Origin of the sequence: Desulfovibrio sp. SGI.230, from assembly GCF_050313065.1 — a bacterium.
GTDB lineage: Bacteria > Desulfobacterota > Desulfovibrionia > Desulfovibrionales > Desulfovibrionaceae > Desulfovibrio.
Map to the genome: position 1 here is coordinate 1 of NZ_JBNPKS010000011.1, position 22,284 is coordinate 22,284.

The 22,284-nt window shown below is 64.8% G+C and carries 22 protein-coding genes; 9 read left to right on the forward strand and 13 right to left on the reverse strand.

Annotated elements, in window-relative coordinates; translation table 11 throughout:
• Positions 1 to 547 precede the first annotated feature (547 nt).
• Positions 548 to 1,087: a helix-turn-helix domain-containing protein gene (locus ACQRAG_RS08990; RefSeq protein WP_427804026.1), complete on the reverse strand. Its 540-nt coding sequence runs from the start codon at positions 1,085 to 1,087 to the stop codon at positions 548 to 550.
• 64 nt (positions 1,088 to 1,151) lie between these two features.
• The gene (locus tag ACQRAG_RS08995; protein ID WP_204625335.1) at positions 1,152 to 1,412 is read right to left on the reverse strand and encodes a BTB/POZ domain-containing protein KCTD2; all 261 of its coding nucleotides are present in this window, start codon (positions 1,410 to 1,412) and stop codon (positions 1,152 to 1,154) included.
• 402 nt (positions 1,413 to 1,814) lie between these two features.
• Here ACQRAG_RS08995 and ACQRAG_RS09000 point away from each other — a divergent pair, with 402 nt between their 5' ends.
• A complete protein-coding gene (locus ACQRAG_RS09000) occupies positions 1,815 to 2,738 on the forward strand; it encodes a diaminopimelate dehydrogenase (RefSeq protein WP_168935173.1) in 924 nt (307 codons plus the stop codon).
• A gap of 437 nt (positions 2,739 to 3,175) precedes the next feature.
• On the opposite strand, the gene ACQRAG_RS09005 is transcribed toward ACQRAG_RS09000, so the two are convergent.
• From ACQRAG_RS09005 to ACQRAG_RS09035, 7 genes are all read right to left on the reverse strand, one after another.
• A complete protein-coding gene (locus ACQRAG_RS09005; RefSeq protein WP_303934439.1) occupies positions 3,176 to 3,589 on the reverse strand; it encodes a lysozyme inhibitor LprI family protein in 414 nt (137 codons plus the stop codon).
• A 410-nt stretch (positions 3,590 to 3,999) separates the two neighbouring features.
• Entirely contained in the window at positions 4,000 to 4,233 is a 234-nt protein-coding gene (locus ACQRAG_RS09010) for a thioredoxin family protein (protein ID WP_006009027.1), read from the reverse strand.
• Positions 4,234 to 4,405: 172 nt separating this feature from the next.
• The gene (locus ACQRAG_RS09015) at positions 4,406 to 5,479 is read right to left on the reverse strand and encodes a permease (protein WP_204625338.1); all 1,074 of its coding nucleotides are present in this window, start codon (positions 5,477 to 5,479) and stop codon (positions 4,406 to 4,408) included.
• Between the two features lie 65 nt (positions 5,480 to 5,544).
• Positions 5,545 to 5,868 carry an ArsR/SmtB family transcription factor gene (locus ACQRAG_RS09020; RefSeq protein WP_168935170.1) on the reverse strand — a complete coding sequence of 108 codons (324 nt, stop codon included), beginning with the start codon at positions 5,866 to 5,868 and terminating at the stop codon, positions 5,545 to 5,547.
• A gap of 224 nt (positions 5,869 to 6,092) precedes the next feature.
• Positions 6,093 to 6,923: a nitroreductase family protein gene (locus ACQRAG_RS09025; protein WP_204625339.1), complete on the reverse strand. Its 831-nt coding sequence runs from the start codon at positions 6,921 to 6,923 to the stop codon at positions 6,093 to 6,095.
• 128 nt (positions 6,924 to 7,051) lie between these two features.
• The gene (locus ACQRAG_RS09030) at positions 7,052 to 8,074 is read right to left on the reverse strand and encodes an alpha-hydroxy-acid oxidizing protein (protein ID WP_006009040.1); all 1,023 of its coding nucleotides are present in this window, start codon (positions 8,072 to 8,074) and stop codon (positions 7,052 to 7,054) included.
• Positions 8,075 to 8,154: 80 nt separating this feature from the next.
• Entirely contained in the window at positions 8,155 to 8,469 is a 315-nt protein-coding gene (locus ACQRAG_RS09035; RefSeq protein WP_304026412.1) for a hypothetical protein, read from the reverse strand.
• 360 nt (positions 8,470 to 8,829) lie between these two features.
• Between ACQRAG_RS09035 and ACQRAG_RS09040 the strand changes: the two genes are divergently transcribed.
• The 6 genes from ACQRAG_RS09040 (at position 8,830) to ACQRAG_RS09065 (ending at position 13,895) form a co-directional block, all read left to right on the forward strand.
• Complete coding sequence (locus tag ACQRAG_RS09040; RefSeq protein WP_297158556.1) at positions 8,830 to 9,618, forward strand: HpcH/HpaI aldolase family protein; 789 nt, start codon at positions 8,830 to 8,832, stop codon at positions 9,616 to 9,618.
• Positions 9,619 to 9,641: 23 nt separating this feature from the next.
• Positions 9,642 to 10,556 carry an NAD-dependent epimerase/dehydratase family protein gene (locus ACQRAG_RS09045; protein ID WP_006009051.1) on the forward strand — a complete coding sequence of 305 codons (915 nt, stop codon included), beginning with the start codon at positions 9,642 to 9,644 and terminating at the stop codon, positions 10,554 to 10,556.
• A gap of 167 nt (positions 10,557 to 10,723) precedes the next feature.
• Positions 10,724 to 11,494: a 3-deoxy-manno-octulosonate cytidylyltransferase gene (locus ACQRAG_RS09050; protein ID WP_204674623.1), complete on the forward strand. Its 771-nt coding sequence runs from the start codon at positions 10,724 to 10,726 to the stop codon at positions 11,492 to 11,494.
• Positions 11,495 to 12,100 carry an acyltransferase gene (locus ACQRAG_RS09055; protein ID WP_427804025.1) on the forward strand — a complete coding sequence of 202 codons (606 nt, stop codon included), beginning with the start codon at positions 11,495 to 11,497 and terminating at the stop codon, positions 12,098 to 12,100.
• A gap of 179 nt (positions 12,101 to 12,279) precedes the next feature.
• On the forward strand, positions 12,280 to 12,918 hold the full coding sequence (locus tag ACQRAG_RS09060; RefSeq protein ID WP_168935164.1) for an HAD family hydrolase: 639 nt from the start codon (positions 12,280 to 12,282) through the stop codon (positions 12,916 to 12,918).
• 38 nt (positions 12,919 to 12,956) lie between these two features.
• Complete coding sequence (locus ACQRAG_RS09065) at positions 12,957 to 13,895, forward strand: hypothetical protein (RefSeq protein WP_427804024.1); 939 nt, start codon at positions 12,957 to 12,959, stop codon at positions 13,893 to 13,895.
• Between the two features lie 398 nt (positions 13,896 to 14,293).
• On the opposite strand, the gene truA is transcribed toward ACQRAG_RS09065, so the two are convergent.
• From truA to ACQRAG_RS09080, 3 genes are all read right to left on the reverse strand, one after another.
• Positions 14,294 to 15,088 carry a tRNA pseudouridine(38-40) synthase TruA gene (gene truA / locus ACQRAG_RS09070; RefSeq protein ID WP_300645958.1) on the reverse strand — a complete coding sequence of 265 codons (795 nt, stop codon included), beginning with the start codon at positions 15,086 to 15,088 and terminating at the stop codon, positions 14,294 to 14,296.
• A gap of 311 nt (positions 15,089 to 15,399) precedes the next feature.
• A complete protein-coding gene (gene thiD, locus ACQRAG_RS09075) occupies positions 15,400 to 16,191 on the reverse strand; it encodes a bifunctional hydroxymethylpyrimidine kinase/phosphomethylpyrimidine kinase (RefSeq protein ID WP_289616205.1) in 792 nt (263 codons plus the stop codon).
• Positions 16,192 to 16,377: 186 nt separating this feature from the next.
• The gene (locus ACQRAG_RS09080; protein WP_168935161.1) at positions 16,378 to 17,811 is read right to left on the reverse strand and encodes a carbon starvation CstA family protein; all 1,434 of its coding nucleotides are present in this window, start codon (positions 17,809 to 17,811) and stop codon (positions 16,378 to 16,380) included.
• Between the two features lie 449 nt (positions 17,812 to 18,260).
• Here ACQRAG_RS09080 and ACQRAG_RS09085 point away from each other — a divergent pair, with 449 nt between their 5' ends.
• On the forward strand, positions 18,261 to 19,811 hold the full coding sequence (locus tag ACQRAG_RS09085; RefSeq protein ID WP_168935160.1) for a hypothetical protein: 1,551 nt from the start codon (positions 18,261 to 18,263) through the stop codon (positions 19,809 to 19,811).
• A gap of 294 nt (positions 19,812 to 20,105) precedes the next feature.
• The gene (locus ACQRAG_RS09090; RefSeq protein WP_303955948.1) at positions 20,106 to 20,780 is read left to right on the forward strand and encodes a hypothetical protein; all 675 of its coding nucleotides are present in this window, start codon (positions 20,106 to 20,108) and stop codon (positions 20,778 to 20,780) included.
• A gap of 249 nt (positions 20,781 to 21,029) precedes the next feature.
• Here the strand turns inward: ACQRAG_RS09090 and ACQRAG_RS09095 are convergent, their stop codons facing one another.
• Entirely contained in the window at positions 21,030 to 22,262 is a 1,233-nt protein-coding gene (locus ACQRAG_RS09095; protein ID WP_204625349.1) for an MFS transporter, read from the reverse strand.
• Between the last annotated feature and the right edge of the window lie 22 nt (positions 22,263 to 22,284).

Consider the following 22,284-nt stretch of genomic DNA (forward strand, 5'->3'; position numbering starts at 1 on the left):
TTTGTAAAAAGGTTCTCCCTCCCCGCGCCCCTCCCTTCCAAAAACTTTTGCCGCTGGGTCTGTGTGAGGATGGGAGAATCTGCCTAAGACCGGAGTGGTTTCCGTGCCCGAAAGTCTGTACCCGGGCAGCATGGAAATCCGTGCCTTTTGAGGGCAGAAGGCGTTGGCGGAAAGGAGCGAAAAGGAATAGCTGGGGCATGACAGAGGCTATCCCGGGGCAGCCTTGCCAACTGGTGCAGACTTTCCGCTATGTGAGCCGTGAGCGCTGGGCGCCTGTGCTGAGGATTCCCTGCCCTTTTTTAGGGGCTGTACGCCTCGCAGATCTGCCATGTGTTTTGGGGAGTGCAGCTGGGAGATCGGCGTACCGTTGTCGTTTCAGATGGTTTTGCTCATGGGGGAGTGCAGGGGCATGCGGTTCGCGGAGCCTTCATTCAAGACGCTACCAGAGAGCGCATGAGGCTGGCACTCCTGCATGCATCACAGTGTGTTGCCATCGTCGCACAGGATGACGGACAGGCACAGCCCTGCTGGCACAGCGCTGTCGGGGTCAGCTGTTTTTTCTGCGCGTGCCCCACAGATAAAGCAGCGTAAGGCTGCCGCAGCCAAGCAGGATGCAGGCCAGCAGCAGGGCAGGCCAGAGGCCGGTCGCCATAAGATAGCCTTCCAGGCCTGTATGCAAGGAGCCATCCCAGTCCACGAGACGGACAGGATGCAAGCGGGAGAGTACCCACAGGGCCGCCAACCCGCCCAGGCCGCAGCAGAACAGCAGCGTGCCCAGGATCAGGGGAAGGAGCCGGAGGTTGCGCACGGGCCCGGCTGGTGCCGGGCGCACGCTGTCTTCCGCAGGAGGGACAGGTTCGGGAATGAGCTCCCGACCTGCGGGAGCGATGAGTTCATCAAGACTCGTCTGCAGCACGTCCCGCAGCAGGGCAAGCCGGTCGATGTCCGGGGACGACAGGCCTGTTTCCCATTTGGCAACGGATTGGCGCGAAACACCCATGCGGGAGGCCAGTTCTTCCTGCGTCATGCCCATGGCTTTGCGTCGGCGCAGGATCTCCTGCCCAAGTCGGATCCGTGCGTTTTTCATAGGAAAGATTGCGGAGAGGAGAAAAAAAGAGGTGGCGCAAGGCCACCTCTTCGGCAGGCAAGATCTACTTCAGCTTTTCCAGCGCATCATCATAGAACTTGCACATATTTTCCAGATTCTGTTCCTGCTGGAGTTTCAGCAGTTGGGGCTGCAGTTCCTGCATGATCTTGGCGTAGCCCTGGGGGTCAGCCTGGGATTTTTTCTGGACGGCGGCAGCGAATTCGTTGGCTTTCTTCTGAGCTTCCTCAGGAGAGCAGGCAGCCGACGCGAGGGAGGTGGTGGACAGGAGCAGGGCGCAGGCCAGCAGGAGCCAAAGTTTTTTCATACATACCTCGATGCGTTGGACAGCGGTGCTGTCGGTTGATTCCCAAATGGGAATTTTTACCTAATCATACTTGCTCGCAGCAGGCAACCCATTATCGGTTGCAATCGGGCAACTTTGGGTTGCTTTTCGAAAAATCAAGGGTTGCGGGAGGTTGAAATAGATATTGCGCGATGTGCGAGGTAAGTTTTCCGCCTTTGCGGAAAGAGGGGGATCGGCAAAAGAAGCGCCTGGGGTTCGCGGCATTCGGAGCCGGATGTTTTCTTTTTGCCTGTAGAGCGGGGAGACAGCATGCCCTTGACGACGGGCGGCACTTACATCTAAAAAAATGGCCTACTGACCAAGTCAGGAATGTCTTGCGAGTGGCCAGGAGGCCGCTCCCGGTTTTTTGCCAAAGGAATGCATATGAAAAAGTTTACTCTCGCCGTCCACAGTCTCGGCAATATCGGTACCCGTGTGGTGGAAGCGGCCCTTGCCGCCCCTGATTGCCAGTGCCTCGGCGTGATCCGCCGTGCCGAATCCCTGGGCACGCAGAGCCATGCCCTGCGTGGCCTGCCTGAATTTGCCGATCTGGCCAGCCTGGAAGCTGCCCAGGGCCGCCCCGACGTCATCGCCCTGTGCGGGCCTTCGCGCAGCATCCCGGAAACGGCGGAAGCTTTTCTGAAGCAGGGTTACAATTGTGTAGACAGCTTCGACATCCACACCGAGATCCCCGCCACCGTGGCCCGTCTGGATGCCGCCGCCAAGGCCGGTAACAGCGTCAGCATCACGGCCGCCGGCTGGGACCCCGGCACGGACTCCGTGCTGCGCGCCCTGTTCGAAGCCATGGTGCCCCGCGGCACCACCTTCACCAACTTCGGCCGTGGCCGTTCCATGGGCCATTCCGTGGCTGCCCGCGCCATCAAGGGCGTGGCCGATGCCGTGTCCATCACCATCCCCGTGGGTGGCGGTCGCCATTCGCGCCTGGTCTATGTGGTGCTGGAAGAAGGTGAAAATCTGGCTGACGTGACGGCCCGCATCAAGGCCGACGATTACTTCGCCCACGATCCGCTGGACGTGCGCCAGTGCCGTGACCGCGAAGAACTGGCTTTCGTGGCCGACCAGTCCCACGGCGTGCTCATGGAGCGCACCGGTGCCTCCGGCATGACCGACAACCAGATCCTCAAGTTCGACATGCGCATCAACAACCCGGCCCTGACCGCTCAGGTGCTGGTCTCCTGCGCTCGCGCCACGACCCGTCTGCAGGCCGGCTGCCATACGCTCATCGAAGTGCCGCCCATCGCCATGCTGCGCGGTGAACGCATGGACATCATCTCCCGCATGGTCTAACGGGCCATAAGCGGTTCGACTCTTTGTCCCCTGTCGCTTTTGAGCGGCAGGGGATTTTTTTGTTTCAGGCAAGGCGGATGCCGCATGGCACCGGAGGCAGCGGAAGCTTTTTGGATGGCTGACACGCCCTGTTGCGGGGGAGGGAGTGCTGAAAACAAAGCGGGGGAGCAGCAGCATCAGGAAAAAGAGCCCCTATACTGGAGATATGAAAAAGGCCTCCGCGCAGGCAGAGGCCCTGGGAAAAGGCACAGGAGAGGACAATAGAGTTGCGGAAGGGACCCGGCGGGGCCGGGAGCGGGGCGCATCCCGCAGGAGGTTCGCTGACAGCCCGGATCGGGCAGGGAGCGGACTTCCAAGGGCATGATTATGACGCAGGCTGTGCCGGTCTTGGGCAGGACAGACACGCATTTTTTCAGACCTCACGGCCCGGAGGCTGCCTATTCTCCGGCGATCTGTCCCAGCAGCAGGGCTTGTTTGCGGGTCTCTCCGGTCAAAAAGCTCATGGAATTCAGACGGGCCATACTGCCGCCTTCGTTGGGCAGCTGCACCAGATCGGTGAAAGCTTCCTTGTACTGGACCCAGGCCCGCTGGCCTTTGAGCAGCTTGTCCGAGCAAGCCTTGGGATCACTGGAGCTTTTGCAGGCCTGCCGGGCCTTTTTGTAATTGGTATTGAGCCGGGCGTCCCAGTACTCGTAGGCCTGCTGCAGACAACTCAGCATCTCTGTGGTGACGCCGCCGCTCTGTTCCATGCAGCGATCGAAGCCCGGGGCCAGCTCATCTTCTTCGGCCATGGCCGGGGCCGCCAGAAAGAGCAGGGCCAGACAGCAAAGCAGAAGACGCAGTTTCGGCATGGATGACCTCCCATGATGTTTGCCGCCAGCATAGACGGCTTTTCCTGCCGGAGCAATGCTGCTGCGGCATTGGCTGTCCCTGCCCGGGATAATGGAAGAGAGGGAGCTATGGTCACGGAGGAAAGGGGAGGTATGGCCGGGCTGACCATGGGACGTGCGCGCTTCATAAGGCCGTGGAGCGGGAAAGAAAGTCTTCTTTTTGTAACTGCCGACCCCAGGCGTGGGACGGGGATCTGTCCGGATGGGAGGGAGAGAAAGGCGGGCCGGGCATGGGATCAGGTTGAAGGCAGGAAAGGCATCCGCTCTTCGGCCCGGTATCTTGGCATGGTTGCAGCACTGGTCGCGCAGACCAGACATCGCCGGTACTGCGCGACCGTCATTTCCCTTGGTATGGCGTGACCGCCGAAAGGCTAGGCGCCGAGCCAGCCCCGGACTTCTTCCGCACTGGGGACGCGCCCCGTGCACATGATGCCGCCATCGATGACCACCGCAGGGGTGGCCAGCACGCCCAGGGCCATGATCTCCCGCAGGTCGGTGATTTTTTCCACCGTGGCGTCGCTGCCGGAAGCGGCCACCGCCTTGCTGACGATCTCGTACGCTTCGACACATTTGGAGCAACCGGGACCGAGGACTTTGATGATCATGATGCTGCCTCCTTTGGCAGGATATTGAGAGGAAGCGGCAGGGCTGGATGGGGGGGACCGCCCTCCGCCACGATGCGGGGAGGACGTGTACGCCCCCTGCTTTGCCCCTGCCGTGACCGTTGTGATGCCGGAGCAAAGCTCCGTGCGGCATGAGGCACGGGCCCGCTTTACGCTAGAACAGCGTGAGCTGCAGGCTGTTGAACAGCCAGCCCACCAGGGTGAAGATGACCAGCAACAGGCCCAGGAAAAGGGCCAGCAGCTGCCAGCGCATGACCTGCTTGAGCATGAGCATCTCGGGCAGGCTGGCGGCCACCGTGCTCATGCAGAAGGCCAGGGTGGTGCCCACGGGCAGGCCCTTGAGCAGCAGGCTCTCCATGATAGGCACCACGCCCGTGACATTGCTGTACAGGGGGATGCCCACCAGGACGGCCACCGGGACGGACCACCACTGCCCCTGGCCCAGATGGGCGGCAAACCAGTCCTGCGGCACAAAGCCGTGCAGGAGCGCCCCCAGACCCACGCCGATAATGACCCAGCGCCAGACGCGGCGGAAGATGCCGGTCATCTCGTCCCAGGCGAAACGGTGCCGCTCTTCCAGCCCCAGGCGGGTGTTGCGTTCATCCCGCGCCGCCTGGCCGGAGACCCCCAGCATGCCGCGCAGGAAGGGCTGCAACCAGCGTTCGGCGCGGAGCAGATCCAGCAGCCAGCCGCCCAGCATACCGGCCGCCATGCCAACGACCACATAGACCACGGTGAACTTCCAGCCCAGCAGGCCCCAGAGCAGGACCACGGCGATCTCGTTGATGAGCGGCGAGGTGATGAGGAAGGCCATGGTGATGCCCAGCGGGATGCGGGCCATGGTGAAGCCCAGGAAGAGCGGGATGCTGGAGCAGGAACAGAAGGGCGTGATGGCGCCGAACGTGGCCCCCAGCAGATAGCCGATGCCCCGGCCCTTGCCGGAAAGATAGTCGCGTACCCGCTCCACATGCAGCCCGGCCCGCAGCCAGCCGATGCAATAGACCATCAGCACCAGCAGGAGCAGGATCTTGGCGCTGTCATAGAGGAAGAATTCCAGAGCCAGGCCCGGGGCCCCGCCGGGCGTCAGGGAGAGCAGGTCGAAGGTCAGCCAGGTGGCCAGCGGCTGGATGGATACGTACAGGCCCGTCCAGGCCAGCAGCACGGCCAGCAGGGTCAGGGCGTAACGCGGGGCGGAAAAAGGACGCGGCGAGGAAGGGCTCTTGTCCATAAATATTCCTTATTGGCAAAATTGCCAAATTTGAGGGTAAAAAAATCCCGCCGCAGCGGGCCTGCCTATTTGTTCCGCAGCATGTCCATCTGGCTCAGGATGCGCTTTTCCAGCAGCTGGCCGGTACAGGCCAGGAACTGGTCCAGGCAGCAGAGGGCAAGGCTGTAATAGATGTTCACGCCCTGCTTGCGCCGGGTGACCACACCGGCATCACGCAGGACAGCCAGATGCTTGGAAATGGTGGACATGTCGTCCCCCACCAGGGCCTGCAGGTCACAGACGCATTTTTCGCCGTCGCGCAGGGCATCGACCATCAGCAGACGGCTGGGATGGCCCAGGGCTTTGAAGATCCGGGCCTGTGCCTCGATGAATTCCTTGTTGTGCTGCATGTTGTCCCTTTATTTGGTCATTTGGCAAAATATTCCTGAAAGGCCTTCCTGTCAAGATGGTGCAGGAAAGCCGTGCCCAGGTCAACGCCGCCGGGGGGCCCGGCGCCGACAGACCGGCGGCAAGGCGCAAAAAAAGGCGGCCATGCGGGAAGGCCCGCATGCCGCCGTCCGTCATCACCGGGCGGAGAGGCATCCCCTCCGCCCCGGCGGGATGAAAAAAAGCGTTACTTCCACTGGATGCGGTGCACCGTGGCCGGACCGTATTCCACCGTACGCGCGTAGCGGATGGCAGGCTCGCCCAGCAGCATGGCGTACTGGAAGCTGTGGGTCTCGGGCAGGCCCAGTTCGGGCAGGAGTTCGGGCAGCATGAGCTGCAGACACCAGTAGAGCAGGCCGCACCAGGTGGTGCCCAGCCCCAGGCTCTGGGCGTAGAGCTCCATGTACGAAAGATAGATGAGCGGATCCTGCTCCTGGCAGGGAGCGTCCTTGGCATTGCCCACCAGAACGAAGTGGGGCGCGCCGCGGAAGATGCCGTCGATGCCCTGTTCCTTCCACAGGCGCGGTGCCGCGGCGAAGAAAGCCGTGCGGCGGCACTGGGGCAGGGCATTGTGGAGGGCCTTGTCCGCCAGGCGGGCATAGACGTCCTCACGGAAGGCCTGCATGCGGTCCATGTCGTCCATGACGCCCACCCAGAGCTTGCGGGCATTGACGCCGGTGGGGGCGTGGGCGCTCACGTCCAGCACCTGCTGCAGCAGGGCCGGGTCCACGTTTTCCGGCCGGTACTGGCGCACGGAGCGGCGGCCCTTGATGAGGTTCTCCAGCTGTTCGGGCTGGGGCCAGGCATTGAGGATGCGACGGGAGGCGTCAGGGTTGTGTCCGTCCACGCTGATGGCGCCCGTGGGGCAGAGGGCCAGGCAGTGGTGGCAGTGCATGCACAGGCGTTCGTCCTTGATGTAGGGGTGGCCTTCCTCGTCCATGCCCAGCGCGCGGGGCAGACAGTCGGAAAGGCACAGGCCGCAGGAGACACAGCGGTCGGTATCCACGGAAAACTGCATGATGATGTCCTTTGAAAAAAAGAACCTGCCGCAGGGGCAGGCAGGGGAGGCCGCCGGTGCCGGTGCCCGCCGGGGCAAAAGAAAGAAGGGAGGGGCTGCCGCCCCTCCCCGCAGGTTCGCCGGAAAAACTAGCCGCGATAGATGATGTGCTCGCGCACGTCGGCCAGGGAAGCGCAGCCGGTGAGCAGCATGGCCTGCACCAGCTGGCCCTGCATCTGCTGCCAGTACTTGGTCACGCCTTCCACACCGCCGCCGATGGCCGCGATGCAGAGCGGGCGGCCCACCAGCACGGCGTCGGCGCCCAGGGCCAGCATCTTGAGCACGTCCACGCCGTCACGCACGGCGCCGTCGGCCAGGATGGTGATCTTGCCGCGCACGGCATCGGCGATGGCGGGCAGCACGGTGGCGGTGCCGGGGCAGTGGTCCAGCACGCGGCCGCCGTGGTTGGAGACCACGATGGCGTCGCAGCCGGCGTCGATGGCGCGATGGGCGTCGTCGGGGGTCATGATGCCCTTGACGATGAACTTGCGGCCCATGTCATGCACATAGCGCACCACAGTCTCCAGTTCCGTCACGGACATGGGCATGACCGGGCGGCCCATCTTGCGCAGGGTGATGAGACCGGCGGCGTCCACGTCCACGCCCAGGATGGGGCTGCCGTCGGCCAGCACGCGGTCGATCTTTTCGAACAGTTCCTTGCCTTCCCAGGGCTTGATGAAGGGGATGCCGTGGCCGTTGCAGGCCTTCAGGGCCTTGACGGCGGCGTCGATGATGAAGGGCGGCACGCCGTCACCGGTACAGCCGATGACACCGGCGGCGCGGCTGCCTTCCAGGATGGCGAAGATGTAGTCGTCTTCGCTCATGGCATCGCTCATGTTGAAAGAGACGCCGCCGATGGGGGCCGCCATGACGGGGAAGCTCAGGTCGATGCCCAGGATGGTGCAGTTGGTGCGGGGCTCGCGGGCGTCGTGCAGGGCCGTCATGTTGAGTTTGCAGGCATTGAGGGCTTCGCGGTTGTTGCGGAAGCTGGCACCGGTGCCCAGGCCGCCCATGCCGGGCACTTCACCGGAGCAGGCCTTGCCATCGCAAACGGGGCAGACGCGGCAGTGACCCTTCATGCGCTCGCGCGCGGCAGCTCTGATCTCTTTCATGGGATGACTCCTTTATGACAGGAATGGTTGTGTTCGGAGCAGGCGCTCCCGGATACGGAGCGCAGCATGGGCAGTATAGGTCAGGGCAGGGGACTTGTCATCCGTTGGAGGATGACATATGTTGTGAAAAAAATAACATGATGGCGGGGCCTGCCATATTTTCCTGTACAGCGGCCATTTTCCGTGCTAGTTGCGACAGCAACAAAAGTTTGGCGAAAAAATAAATTCGGGCCCCCTGCAGGAAATTCGGGGAATTTTGGCAAAAAAATATGCAAATCCAGCGTATTGCCTTGCCATTTTTGAATTTGTTTTTTCCTCAAAAAAAAGATGGATTTTTCATAAAAAATTTCATAAAAAATAACCAGCCCAACGGATGGCCCCATTCCAAGATCCATGGAGAAAAATCTTCGTGAATTTTGGAGCAAACACTTGACGGCAGAGCAGGCTCTGCGTAATCTCGTTTCGTGCGTGGCTGTTTGTTTGGTCAAACAGTATTTTCTCCAGTGCGGCACGGCCCGCCAGACTCCGTGCCGCATTTTTCACCTCTGGCGACGCATACTTCTAGAGCGCACCACGCAGCCGTGGCCCTTCCTCCTCATGGCCCGGCGCTCCCCCGCCCGGTTCCGGGCGGGTTTTTTTATGCCATCCGTCTGCCGTTCCCTTCTTCGGGGCCTGCTTGCGCCCCGTGCTGCCTCGCGCTATGCTGACCGGGCCTTTCGGCATAACCCAAGCCCGGCGGCGGCAAGCCGTTTCCTATGGATATTCATGATATTCGCGCCAAACTGGCAAAGGATGAACCCACCATCGGCACCTGGCTGCAGCTGCCTTCCGCCGATGTGGCGGAGCTGATGGCCCGTGCCGGCTATGACTGGGTGGCGGTGGACATGGAGCACGGTTCCTTCGGCCGCACCGGCCTGCCCGACATCTTCCGTGCCATCCAGTGCGGCGGGGCTGCGCCCTTTGCCCGTTTGCCCATCGCTTCCAAGACCGCCATCAAGGCCGCGCTGGAGGCGGGCGCACAGGGCCTGATCTTTCCCATGATAGAGAGCCGGGAACAGCTGGACCAGGCCATCAGCTGGGCCACGTATCCCGGCCACGACGACGGCCGTCGGGACGGAGAGCCCCTGCGCGAGAACCGCGGCGTGGGCTTTTGCCGGGCCAATGCCTTCGGCAGGGATTTCGATGCCTACATGCGGGACACGGCGCCCCGGATCTTCCTGGTGGCCCAGATCGAGCACATCCGCGCCGTGGAAGAGCTGGACGCCATCCTTTCCCAGCCGCGTCTGGACGCCATCATGGTGGGCCCCTATGACCTTTCCGGCTCCATGGGCCTGACGGGGCAGTTCGACCATCCTGATTTCAAGGCCGTCATGGCCCGCATCCATGAGGCCTGCCGGCGGCATCATGCCCGCATGGGCCTGCATGTGGTGCAGCCCGACCCCGGGGAGTTGCGCCGTCAGGTGGCGGCGGGCTGCCGCTTCATCGCCTACGGCATCGATTCGGTCTTCCTCTGGCAGGCGGCCGCACGGCCCGCCGGAGCGTAGGGCAGGGCATCGGGAGGAAGGCCGTGAAGGTGACTGTTTTCGGCGGTTCCGGTTTTTTGGGATCGCATATCTGTGACAAGCTCTCCGATGCCGGGCACGACGTGACCATCGTGGACGTGCGTCCATCTCCCTGGCTGCGTGACGACCAGAAGATGGTGGTGGGCAGCATCCTGGACGAGGACTGCGTGCAGGCCGCCGTGGAAGGGGCCGAGGTGGTCTTCAACTACGCGGGCATCGCCGACATCGGCGAAGCCAACGAGCGCCCCGTGGATACGGCCCGCCTCAACGTGGTGGGCAACGTCATGGTCCTGGAGGCCTGCCGCCGGGCCGGTACCGGGCGCTACATCTTTGCCAGCTCGCTCTATGTCTACGGCAAGTCCGGCGGCTTCTACCGGTGCAGCAAGCAGGCCTGCGAGATCTATATTGAGAATTACCAGGCCATGTACGGCCTGCCGTATACCATCCTGCGCTACGGTTCCCTGTACGGCCCCCGTGCCGACATGCGCAATGCCATCCACCGCTTCGTGCACGAGGCCCTGACCACGGGCAGCATCACCTATTACGGGACGCCCACGGCCCTGCGCGAGTACGTGCACGTGGACGATGCCTCCTCCGCCACCCTCCATGTCCTGGGGCCGGAGTTCGCCAACCAGAACATCATCATCTCCGGCAACCAGCCCATGCGCGTGGCCGATCTGTTCAGGATGATCGGCGAGATGCTGGGCAAGGAGCTGGAGATCAGATACCAGAACGACCCCAACAGCGGGCATTATCAGGTGACGCCCTATGCCTTCATGCCCCGGATGGGCCGCAAGCTGGTGCCGCCGCTGACCGTCGACCTGGGGCAGGGCATCCTGCGCGTCATGGAAGAGGAACACCGCCAGATCCACCCGGAATTGCAGAGCCAGGGCGGCTATCTGGTATCCACCGACGACTGAGGCCGCACGTTTCCCGGCGGCCTGCCTGCCGGTGCCACCGGCGTGTGCCCGGTTCCGGGCTTTTCCCATGCGGCGCCAGGCCCGTCCCGGTCATGAAACGTCCGCCGGGGGCCGCGCCCGTCTTCCCGTCATCCCCTTGCCGGGCAGTCCCTGCCCAGGGAGAAGTTATGAACATCATCGCCATCATCCCCGCCCGCATGGGCTCCAGCCGTTTTCCCGGCAAACCTCTGGCCCTGATCCACGGTGTGCCCATGGTGGGCCATGTGGCCTTCCGCACGGCCATGAGCCGCTGCCTTTCCGCCACCTATGTGGCCACCTGTGACACGGTCATCGAAGATTACTGCAAGGAGGCGGGCCTTGCGTGCGTCATGACCGGCGACCATCATGTGCGCTGTTCCACCCGCACGGCCGAGGCCCTGCTCAAGATCGAGGCGGCCACGGGCCGGAAGGCGGACATCGTGGTCATGGTGCAGGGGGACGAGCCCATGGTGCTGCCCGGCATGATCGACGCCGCTGTGGAACCCATGCTCAAGGATCCTACCATCAATGTGGTCAACCTCATGGCCGACATGGACACCCTGGAAGAGTTCGAGGACCCCAACGAGGTGAAGGTCGTGGTGGACCGCAACAACGATGCCCTCTATTTCTCGCGCGAGCCCATCCCCTCCCGCAAAAAGGGGGCCGACAAGGTGCCCATGCGCAAGCAGGTCTGCATCATCCCCTTCCGCCGTGACTACCTGATCCGCTTCAACGAGATGGAGGAAAGCCCGCTGGAGATCTGCGAGTCCGTGGACATGATGCGCATCCTCGAACATGGGGAAAAAGTCCGCATGGTGCCCACCGATGCCCGCACCTGGAGCGTGGATACCCCTGAAGACCTGGCCCGCGTGACGCGGCTCATGGAAGGGGATGCCCTCATGCGGGAGTACGCGAAGTAGATGGGTCTGCCGTCCCGCCTCCGGGCTGCCTGGGAAGAGCTCTGGATAGCCTGTTTCGCCTGGATACCCACGCCGCTGGGCCTGGCCCTGCGCTGGCTGGCCTGGCGCTGGCTCTTTGCCGGCTGCGGTTCGGTACGCTTCGGCACGGGCCTGAGCTTCGTGGGCTGTCGCCACATGCGGCTGGGCGATGCCGTCCGTCTGGGTAGGGGCTGCATCATCACGGCCGGGGACGGCGAACTTGTCCTGGGCGACCGCGTGTCCATCTCGCCCTATGCCCATGTGGCGGCCGACGGCGGGCGCATCGTCATGGGCAGGCATGTGGCCGTGGGCCCCGGCACGGTGCTGCGGGCCGCCAACCACTGTTTTTCCCGGCATGATGTGCCCATCCTGCAACAGGGGCACCATCCGGGCGAGATCGTCATCGGGGACGATGTCTGGATCGGGGCCAACTGCGTCATCACGCCCGACGTGCATATCGGCCGGGGCGCTGTGGTGGGCGCGGGCGCCGTGGTCACCCGTGATGTGGCTCCCTTTACCATCGTGGGCGGTGTCCCGGCACGTCCCATCGGTCACCGCGACCGCAGCGGATGCCCGGAGCGGTCGTAGCCCCGGGCGGGAATGCCCGGCGTCCCCGCATCCCCGGTATTTTTCCTGACCGGCAGGCGGTGTGTGCCGCCTGCCGGCTCCGGCCCGCAAGGCTCGGCCGCTTTGGCGGCGGGGCGCGGGCCTGTCCCCGTATCCTTCCTGTACGGCGTCGTCCCCGGCGGCGCGAACAAGGAGTCTGCATGGCCCTGAAATGTCTTGTTTTCGACTGTGACGGCGTGATCCTCGACAGCGTGCCGGTCAAGACGCGCGCCTTTGCCCGTCTGGCCGAGCCCTACGGCGAGGAGGCCCGCGACCGCTTCGTCATGTACCATACCGTGCACGGCGGCGTGAGCCGTTACAAAAAATTCGAATGGTTCTTCCGCGAGATCCTGGACAGGGAGATCACGCCCGCCGAGTCCGAGGAGTGGGGCAGGCGCTTTGCCGAGTATGCCCTGGACGAAGTGCGCCGCTGCGAGCTCATCCCCGGCATCGCCCGGGTGCTGGAACACTGGCAGGGCAAACTGCCGCTCTATGTCTGCTCCGGCGCACCGCACGAAGAACTGAACTTCATCCTCAAGGAACGCGGCCTGGACAGCTGCTTTACGGGCATCTACGGCTCGCCGCCGTCCAAGGCCAAGCTGCTGGCCATGATCGTGGACAAGGCCTGCGTCCTGCCTGACGAGGTGCTCATGGTGGGCGACGCCTCCACGGACCGCAATGCCGCCGAAGAGGTGGGCACCCTGTTCTACGGCACCGGGCCTGATCTCAGGGGCGGGGATTTCCCCTGGGGGCCTGATCTGACCGGGCTCGATGCCTGGATCGCGGAGCATGTGGAATGATGCGGCGTCCCGTTCGTTTTCTGTGGCTGGTGTGCCTCATGGCACTGGCTTTCGGCCTGTGTGCCTGTCAGGAAGAGAGCGCCCCCAAAGCGGCGCTGGACAAGGAGACCGCGTCCGCCGTGGTGGCGAAGGCCGCCGCCGGTCTGCAGGCGCCGGAGGCTCCGGCCCCGGCAGAGGAAGCGGCCGCGGCCGCCAGGGTGCTGGATGCCGGTAATGCCGTCTGGCGCTGGGCCGATGTGGCGGGCATCCATGCCGGTCATCTGCTGCGGCAGGCCGAGGACTATATGCGTACCTGGCTGCTGGCCAAGGAGCCGCAGCGCCCTGCGGAGCTGGACGACAGGCCCGCTGTGGAAAGATCCGTGTGGGGCGAGGCCGATGCCGCCCGTTTGCGGGATCTGATGGCCACCATGCGGCGGACGCTGACCAGCATGGAAAAGCTGGGCACGGCGTTCCGCAAGTACGCCCTGGACGACAGCATCGTGGACGACGGCGCGCAGGGCAAGAAGCTGCTGCGTCGCCTGCAGGACGCGCATACCGAGTTTTCCAGGGCCCGTGATGCCCTGCTGGTGCTGGTGCGTGACCGCAGCCGCCAGGCCGAGGACGTGCTGCTTCAGGGCAATCCGCTGAAAGAAGCCATCAGCTCGGCCCGCTTCCTGTTCAGCCGCTTCCTGCTGGGCGGCATCCTGCTGCGTGAGGGCAATCCCGACACCGTGGCCGTGGCGGGCTGGCGCAAGGAGATGGAAGAGGCCCTGGCCGTGGCCCGTAGCCACACCCGGGGCATGACGGAAGAAGAGCGGCGTCTCTGGCAGGCTTTTCTGGACAAGGCCGATCTCTTCCCCCGCACCGTGGCCCAGGGACAGGAGGATGCGTTCAGCAATGCGACGCGCCGCCAGCTCAATCTGGTGCTGCAGGAAGCCCAGGAAGCCTATAATGCGTTCGTGGAAGCCCATAACAGGCGGGATGCCGCATCCCGGTAGATACTGACGATGACCCCAAGGACATCCCCCTGCCGGGAGGATGGCTACAGAAGGACGCTCTGCTACTGCGGGGCGTCCTTTTTTGCTGGTGCGGAGGCTCCGGCCCTTACCGGCGTAGAGCGATGGAGACAGGCTGCGGGAAACGTGGCAGGCAAAGGGGCGGCCGGTCTCCGGGGAACGGCCGCTGCCCGCTATCGGGACCGTCGGGCATGAAGAACGGCATGATGCCGTTTTCAGGATACCAGCATATCATTCCAGATAGTGGAAAATAAGGAAGCTCTTTCCCGGAAAGGAAAAGGGCAGGGCATTCGCCTGCCAGCCTGCCGGGAGCGGCAGGACAAAACAAAAGACCACCCGCCGGCGGGTGGTCTTTCTATTTTCGGGGATGTAGGCAGGCCTTAGTCCGGGTACTCCACATGGGCCAGGGCCAGGCCCTGCGGCGGGGCCGTGGGGCTGGGCAGGGCGCGGCGGTCGGCGGCCTCGAGGATGGCGGGGATCTGGTCGGGGCGCAGCTTGTGACGGCCGCAGGCGGCCAGCAGTCCGGCCATGTTGCGGACCATCTGCTTCAAAAAACCGTTGGCCGTGACGGTCAGGCGCAGGCAGGGCAGGTAGGGCGGCATGAACTCCACGGGTGGCAGCTCCGTCAGTGTGGCGGCCTGGAGCTCCCGCACGGTGCTTTCCATCTCGGTGCCGGCGTTCTGGAGGCTGGCAAAATCGTGGCTGCCCAGCAAAAAGGGCAGGGCCGCGCGCATGGCCCCGGCGTCCAGGGGACCGCTGCGCCAGACGAAGGGTGCCAGCCGGGGCGGGACGAAGCCTTTCTCCTGCCAGAAATCATACACATAGGTCTTGCGCAGGGCGCTGATACGGGCATGGAAGTCGGGGGTGGCCTCCTGCCAGTGCAGGACGCGCACGTCCGCAGGCAGCAGGGCATTGAGGGCGTGGCGCCAGTCCAGGCCGGGGCGGCGGGGCACATCGCAATGGGCCACCTGACCGTGGGCATGGACGCCCGCATCGGTGCGACCGGAGCCGAACACGCGCACGGGCCGCCCGGCGATGCGGCCCACGGCGGCTTCCACGGCGCCCTGCACGGTGGGCGGCGGGGTGGGGATGTCCTGGATCTGCCAGCCGCAGTAACGGCTGCCGTCATAGGCCAGCAACAGCCTGAGACGCATGATGGAAGAAATGTCCGGCATGGAGGCTCTGGGGTTGATGTGGAAAGAAAGGCGGCGGGGCCGCAGCCCGGCTGGTGACGGTCAGGGACCTGCCCGGAAGCCTTTTCCCGCAGGGGAGGGACCGGCATCCGCAAGTCTTGGGCTTGATGCCGGGGTGGGCGCTTTTCCATCCCTTACCGGGGGGGAGGCTATTGGCTGCCGGGCTCTCACCGTGGCGCTGAGGGGCAGGGCGCATCCGGGGAGGACAAGGGCCGGGGGAAAGGAGCCTTCTTGTGTCATACACAAGCAGTCCCTTTCCCAGCCCTTTTCTCCGATCAGTCGTGCAGTGATGCCTAGCGGCGGGCGGCGTGGTTGACGGGCCCGCAGCCCTTGCCGGGCGCGTAGCTCTTGCGCAGGGCAAGGTTGAGGAATTCCTGGGCGCGGGTCACGGCCACCTGCAGGGGCAGGCCGTGGCCAAGGCCGGTGGCGATGGCGGCCGACAGGGTGCAGCCGGTGCCGTGGTTGTTGTTGGTCTCCACCTTGGGCTGGGGCAGGAACTTGGGCGCCTGTCCGGCCTGGCAGAGGCAGTCCGTGACCACGATGGAGCTTTCCATATGACCGCCCTTGATGAGCACGGCCTTGGCGCCCATCCTGATGAGCGCCTCACCGGCGGCAGCGGCGTCATCGCTGCAGCTGATGGTCATGCCGGTGAGCATCTCGGCTTCGGGGCGGTTGGGGGTCAGCAGGTCGCAGCCGGGGATCATGCGTTCCTTGAGGGCCTCCACGGCATCCTCACGCAGCAGGCGGCTGCCGCTCTGGCTCACGGAAACAGGGTCCACCACCAGCGGGAAGCTGCGGTCGCGCAGGGCGTCGGCCAGGGCGTTGATGATGCCGGCCGAGAACAGCATGCCGGTCTTGGCGGCGTGCACGGGAAAACCGTCCAGCACGGCGCGCAGCTGCAGCACGACGAATTCGGGCTCGGGCGCGTGGATGCCGGTGACGCCCAGGCCGTTCTGGGCGGTCAGGGCCGTGATGACGCTCATGCCGTAGCCGTCCAGGGCCATGATGGTCTTGAGGTCGGCCTGGATGCCGGCACCGCCGCCGGAATCGGAACCGGCAATGGTCAGGATGTTGGGGGTGCGCATGGATATCTCCTGTTCTGTGATGGCGGTCTGACGGCCGTAGGACACAAGCGGCCGGACAGCAGGGTTATACGCTGCCTCAGGGCACGGCGCAATGCCGGGCGGTCAGGCCGGGTACGCCGTACCGTCGGCACGAAAAAAGGGCAGGGAAGATCCCTGCCCTTGTGCGTGGCTGTGGAGCGGTGAGCGCTACACTTCGTCGATGCTGGGAGCACCGGCGATGGGCTTGCGGCCCAGAGCCAGGAAGGCGACCAGGCTGACGACGGCCACGATCACGCCGATGATGTCGGCGATCTCGATGCCCATGCCAAAGCCCATCTTGGGCTCATAGCAGATGTAGGAGATACACACGGCCGTCATGAAGGTGGCGGGCACGGTGCAGATCCAGTGCAGACGATGCTTGCGGTACAGGTAGGCGCCGGAGGCCCAGAGCATGATGGCGGCCAGGGCCTGGTTGGCGAAGCCGAAGTAGCGCCAGATCACGTTGAAGTCCACGAAGTTCAGCACCACGCCGATGGCGAAGATCGGGATGGCGATGGCCAGACGGGCCGGGATGGCGGACTGCTTGAAGTTGAACATTTCGGCGATGGTCAGGCGGGCGGCACGGAAGGCCGTGTCACCGGAGGTGACGGGCAGGGCCACCACGCCCAGGATGGCCAGCACGCCGCCGACGGGGCCCATGAGGGCGCGGGCGGTCTCGTTGACCACGTTGGCGGGACCGCCGGCAGCGGCCAGGGCTTCGGGGCTGGTGTAGAAGGTCATGCCCACGGTGGCCCACACGAGGCCGATGAAGCCTTCGGCCACCATGCCGCCGTAGAACACGGCCTTGCCCTGCTTTTCATTGGACAGGCAGCGGGACATCAGGGGCGACTGGGTGGCGTGGAAGCCGGACAGGGCGCCGCAGGCGATGGTGATGAACACCAGCGGGAAGATGGGCAGCTGCTGGGGATGGTTATTGGGGAAGGAGGCCCAGTTGTAGAATTCGCAACCGTTGGTGAACATGGTCACGGTCATGCCCACGGCCATGATGATCAGCACGGCGCCGAACAGGGGGTAGAGGCGGCCGATGATCTTGTCGATGGGCAGGATGGTGGCCAGGAAGTAGTAGGCGAAGATGACGGCGACCCAGAACATCTGGTCCATGTAGTCGGGGGTCAGCTTGGCCAGCAGGCCGGCGGGAGCGGCCACGAAGACCACGCCCACGAGCAGCAGGAGGATGACGGCGAACACGCGCATCACCTGCTTGGCCACGTTGCCCAGGTTGTAACCCACGATGGTGGGCACGTTGGCGCCCTTGTAACGCACGGAGAGCATGCCGGAGAAGTAGTCATGCACGGCACCGGCGAAGATGGTGCCGATAACGATCCACAGCAGGGCGCTGGGGCCGTACAGGGCGCCCAGGATGGGGCCGAAGACGGGGCCCACACCGGCGATGTTCAGCAGCTGGATGAGCCAGACCTTCCACATGGGCATTTCGACGTAGTCGACGCCGTCGGCCATGGTCTTGGCGGGGGTGGGGCGGTTTTCGTCCGCACCGAAGATTTTGGCGACGATGGAACCGTAGATGATGTAGCCCACGATGAGGCCGGCTACGGCAAGAAGAAAGTAAACGTAATTCGGCATAGTATCCGCTCCCTCTGCGGCTATTCCGGTTAAAAGGTGAAAGCGGCAGCCGTGCCTTTGGCGTCCGGCTGCCCATTGTTAGTAGGGGTTCGTGATTAGCATGGCGAAAGGGGGGCGTCAACAGAGGGGAATGCTTTTTTTCCGCTGCCGGTGCGGCTGCCGGGGCGTCCATGCCCGCCGGGGAAGAGGGGGTTTTTTCGGAAAAACAGGTAGTTGGCACGATTTTTGTTTCAGGCTGTCCCCCGGGGCGGCTGGAGCGCATTCTCCAGGAACAAAAACTTCGGGCCATGCAGGGGCCCAAGGCGCATCGGGTCCGCCGGGCAGCGGCGGGGAGGGCAGCGCAAAATGCCTTCACAGCCGTGTGCCGGGATGCTAGCATGCCCACAGCCTGCCGTACCGTCGGCAGCGAGTTTTTATGGGCGTGCCTTCCCGCCGCCCGGAGGTCCTGCATGAAACTGGAAACCAAGGCACCGGTGCAAAGCCGGTTCGCTACCCCCGCCTCCGCGTCCCCGTCCGGCGGACGGCTGGATGACCTGCCCGCCCCCAGGACGTCACGCGGCGGACACAAGCTGGGCTGTCTGGCCCTGCTGGCCCTTTTGCTGGTGGCCGGGGCCGCCGTGTGGCTGACCCGTGACGATGCCACCCGCGATGCCTGGCGCAAGGACGCCGTGACCTGGCTGGATGCGAAGCTGGAAGGCACGGCCCTGGCGCCCCTCATGAACCTGCTGCGCGAGACGCCTCCCCCGCCCCCGCCGTCGGTGGCCACGCCCGCCACGGAGCCGGGCACGCTGGCCGGTCCCACGGTGCAGGGGACGGTCAGTGCTCTGGTCAGGACGGACTTCGTGTCGCCCGGGGCCGTCGCGCCCGTCCCCGCAGGGCAGGAAGCCCAAAAGCGCCAGTATCCTGCGGACAGCCGTGTGCAGCCCGCTTTCGTGGATGACCTTGCCGGACATGTGCTGGAGCGCTTCCAGGGCAGCGGTCTCGATCTGAGCCTGCCGTCCCTCAACCAGCGCTATGGCGTCAAGCTGACGGGCCTGGCCGGCGGCAGCCGTGCCGCGGTGCTGCGCTATGCCTTCCATCCCGACATGCTGCGCAGCCTGTACACCATCTATGCCGACCGCTTCCTGGACAGCCTTGACCGCCAGTGCACGGAACGCAACTGGAGCGACCTGCAAAAGCGGCAGCTGCACATGGCCCTTGCCGGGCGTCTGAATGCTTGGGCCGCTGCCCTGGACGGCGTGGCCGCCGTACCGGACCTGAGCGCACGGCTGGCCGAGAGCGAGCGCCTGTTGCAGGAATCGCTGGACATCTACGGCCGCATGGCCGGCACGGTGTTCGAGCTGGACGAGGCCCGGCAGCGCAACGATGCCGCCGCCATCGCCACGGCGCAGCTGCGGGTGGACGACATCACGGGCCGTTACCGTCAGGCCATGGATGCCCGCACGGCGGCCCAGCATGCTCTGGTGGGCGACATCCGCCGTCATGCCGGTGCCGCCCTGGATGACGACAGCCTGCTGTTCGTGGCCCAGTGGGTGGGCCGCCGCCTGCAGCAGGACAGCAAGGCCCTGGCCACCGTCCGCGCCGGTTCCGCCGCGTTGCGTGACATGGCGGGCCGTTGCACCCGGATCGCCAGCGGCAAGGCGGCTGCGGAACAGCCTGCGGCCCCTGCCGTCAATGATGTTCCCCTGCGGCCCGGCCCCAAGCAGGCCCGGCCCCGTCCGGCGGCAGCTCCTGCACTTCCGGCTGCGGCCGGCGGGAGCGCGCCTGTTGCCCCGGCTGTTCCGGTAGCGGCACCGGCGGTCGCTCCGCAAGGGACTGCTCCGGCGGCCCTGCCCGCGCAGGGGCCTGCCGTCGGCGGGACGGTCACGCCTCCGGCCCTCGCGGCCCCGCAAACACCTGCGGCGCCCGCGTCCGTGCCCATGCCTGCGGCCCAGCCCCCGGCAACGGGAGGCGCTTCAGCCGGCGGTCCCGTGCTGCCCGCACCGGCCCCGTCCCGTTAGGGAGACGACGTCCGGCCCGTTCCCGCAAGCAGGAACGGGAAGGGCGGAGGCTGGGCGGTATGGCAGTCGTCCCCGGTCATACGGCCATGCGGGAAGGATGTCCTTTCGCGGCAGGCTGGATCCGGCCGGAGTCCCGGCAGTTTCACGATTCTCACATTTCAAGGCAAAGAGGGGGAGTGCCTTCGGGCGGCTCCCCTTTTTCACACGCCGGGCAAGGGAGCCTTGGCGGCCCCTCCCGGTCCGTCGGGATGTCCCGGTTCTAACGGCGGGCCCGTGCCCGCAAGGAGGCGTGCCATGCGCGCTGTAGTCATCAATGACATGTTTTGCCGCGGCAGCATCCTGTGCTGTGCGCTGCTTTTGTGCTGCCTGTGCCTTTGGCCTGCCGGGGCCCGCGCCCTTTCGTCCGATGCGGCCCGGGCCTGCGTGGTGGAGGCGGGCGGGGCCGTGGACAATGCGGATGCGGCCTGCTTCGAGCAGCTCGTGGATATGGATGCCATCCTCAATGAGGCCGTGGACCTGTTTATGAAGGAGGCCGCCAAGCCGGAGAACTCTTCCTTGCTGCCGCCCATGCTGGCCCTGATGTTCTCCGGGGCCGCCATGGCCGAGGACAACGGCCTGGGCGTGCGCAAGCTGCTGGTCTCCGAAGCCCGGGCCTTCGTGCACAATGGCATCGCTTCCGGGGCTTTTGCCGGAAAGAGCGTGCAGGACTACCGGACGGAAGGCTGGGTGGCACCCCTGTTCGAGTCCGTGTCCATGGGCCGCAAGGAGATCCGCAATGTGAGCACGCCCGTGCGGCAGGGCAAGGACTGGATCGTGCCCTTCGTGCTGCGTGACCACGGCAACGGCAACAGCTATGCCGTGCGTGCACGGGTGAGCGATGCCGGGGGCAGCCCGCGCGTGGTGGCCGTGGAGAACCTGCGCCAGCTGTTCGTCATCCTGGGCAAGGAGGCCCAGGCGCTGGGAAGCTAGGCGCTTCGGACGGCGTCGGTTCCGGTCTGGAAGGCAGCGGCGCCCGCGAGGTGCAAGCGGGACAGAGCCTGCCCTGCGGCGCAGGGCAAGCCCGTGCTCCATCCCGGACGGCCCGCCGGGGACTGGCCTCCCTTCCTTTTTTAAAGGCAAAATAGAAAACCACCCGTTCTACCGGGTGGTTTTCTGCGTTTTGGCGGGAAAACGCACTGGCAAGCCTCCCTTCCGGCAGGCAGGCGGGGCGGCGGGGGATCAGTGCTTCCGCTGTTCCCTGCGGTCCCAAAGGGCCAGACGCAGGCGGTCGAGGACCATGAAGCCGCCGCTGCACAGCACCATGAAGGCCGCCGCCATGAAGACGCCCCGGTAGCCGAAACCGGCATGGATCACGGCGCCGCCCAGCAGGGGGCCCAGCATGCCGCTGGCATCGAAGGTGAGCATCATCACGTTGGAGTTGATGGAGCGCGTGGCGTCCGTGGAGCGGTCGTAGATGGTGGCCGCCAGCAAAGGATAGAGCAGGCCCAGGCCGATGCCGTACAGGATTGTCAGGGGCAGGAAGGCCCAGAGGGGGCCCCAGGCCAGACCGGTCATGCTGATGGCCAGGGCCACGGCGCAGAGGGGCACGATACGGTAGCGGGGCAGGGTATCCAGCACATGGCCGCCGAACAGACGCACCAGGATGATGGTGGTGGTGTAGCCCATGAAGAACATGGCCGGGGTGGCGCCGGTGGTCACGCACAGGCCCTTCATGAAGTAGATGGCCAGGGCCGTCATGATGCTGAAGGAAAGGCAGGCCAGATAGATGCAGCCCAGGCCGGAGTGGGTCATGGAATAGAGGATGGCGCGCGGCGTCATCTGGTTCTTGGCCGTATCGGCGGAGATCTCGGGCTTGCGCAGCTTGGGGGCCAGGGGCACGAGCATGCACAGTGCGGGGATGGCCAGCACGGCCATGAGGGCGAACAAACGGGGCTCACCGCCCAGCAGGGGCAGGATCTGTTCGCCTACGGCCGGGATGATGGAATAGGGCAGCAGGGTGGTCAGGGAGAAGATGGCGAAGCCCCGGGCGCTCTGGCCCTTGGGGATGCAACTGACCAGCACGGCCACCACACAGCTGGAGTAGACCGCCAGCGAGATGCCCTGGGCGATGCGCAGGCCCAGGATCAGCCAGATGCTGTCGGGCCCGTGGATGAAGGGATAGGCCAGCATGATGCAGCTGGAAAGGCAGATGGTGACCAGCAGGGCAGGCAGCTTGCTGCGCGAGAGCAGCACGATGCTGGCCAGGGGCCGCCAGAGCAGGACCATGGCGAACAGGGCCGAGAGCAGGATGCCGCGCCAGTTGGGGCTGACCTGCAAGCCTTCCAGCCATTGTTCGAAACAGTAGAAGACGGCCATATAGCTGTTGTTGCACATGGCCATGCAGAAAAGCAGGATGAAGTCGCGACTGAAGAGGGTCTGTTTTTTTTCGTTTTCGGGCAGCGTAGGGAGCATGGGAGACCGCCTTGCTGAAAAG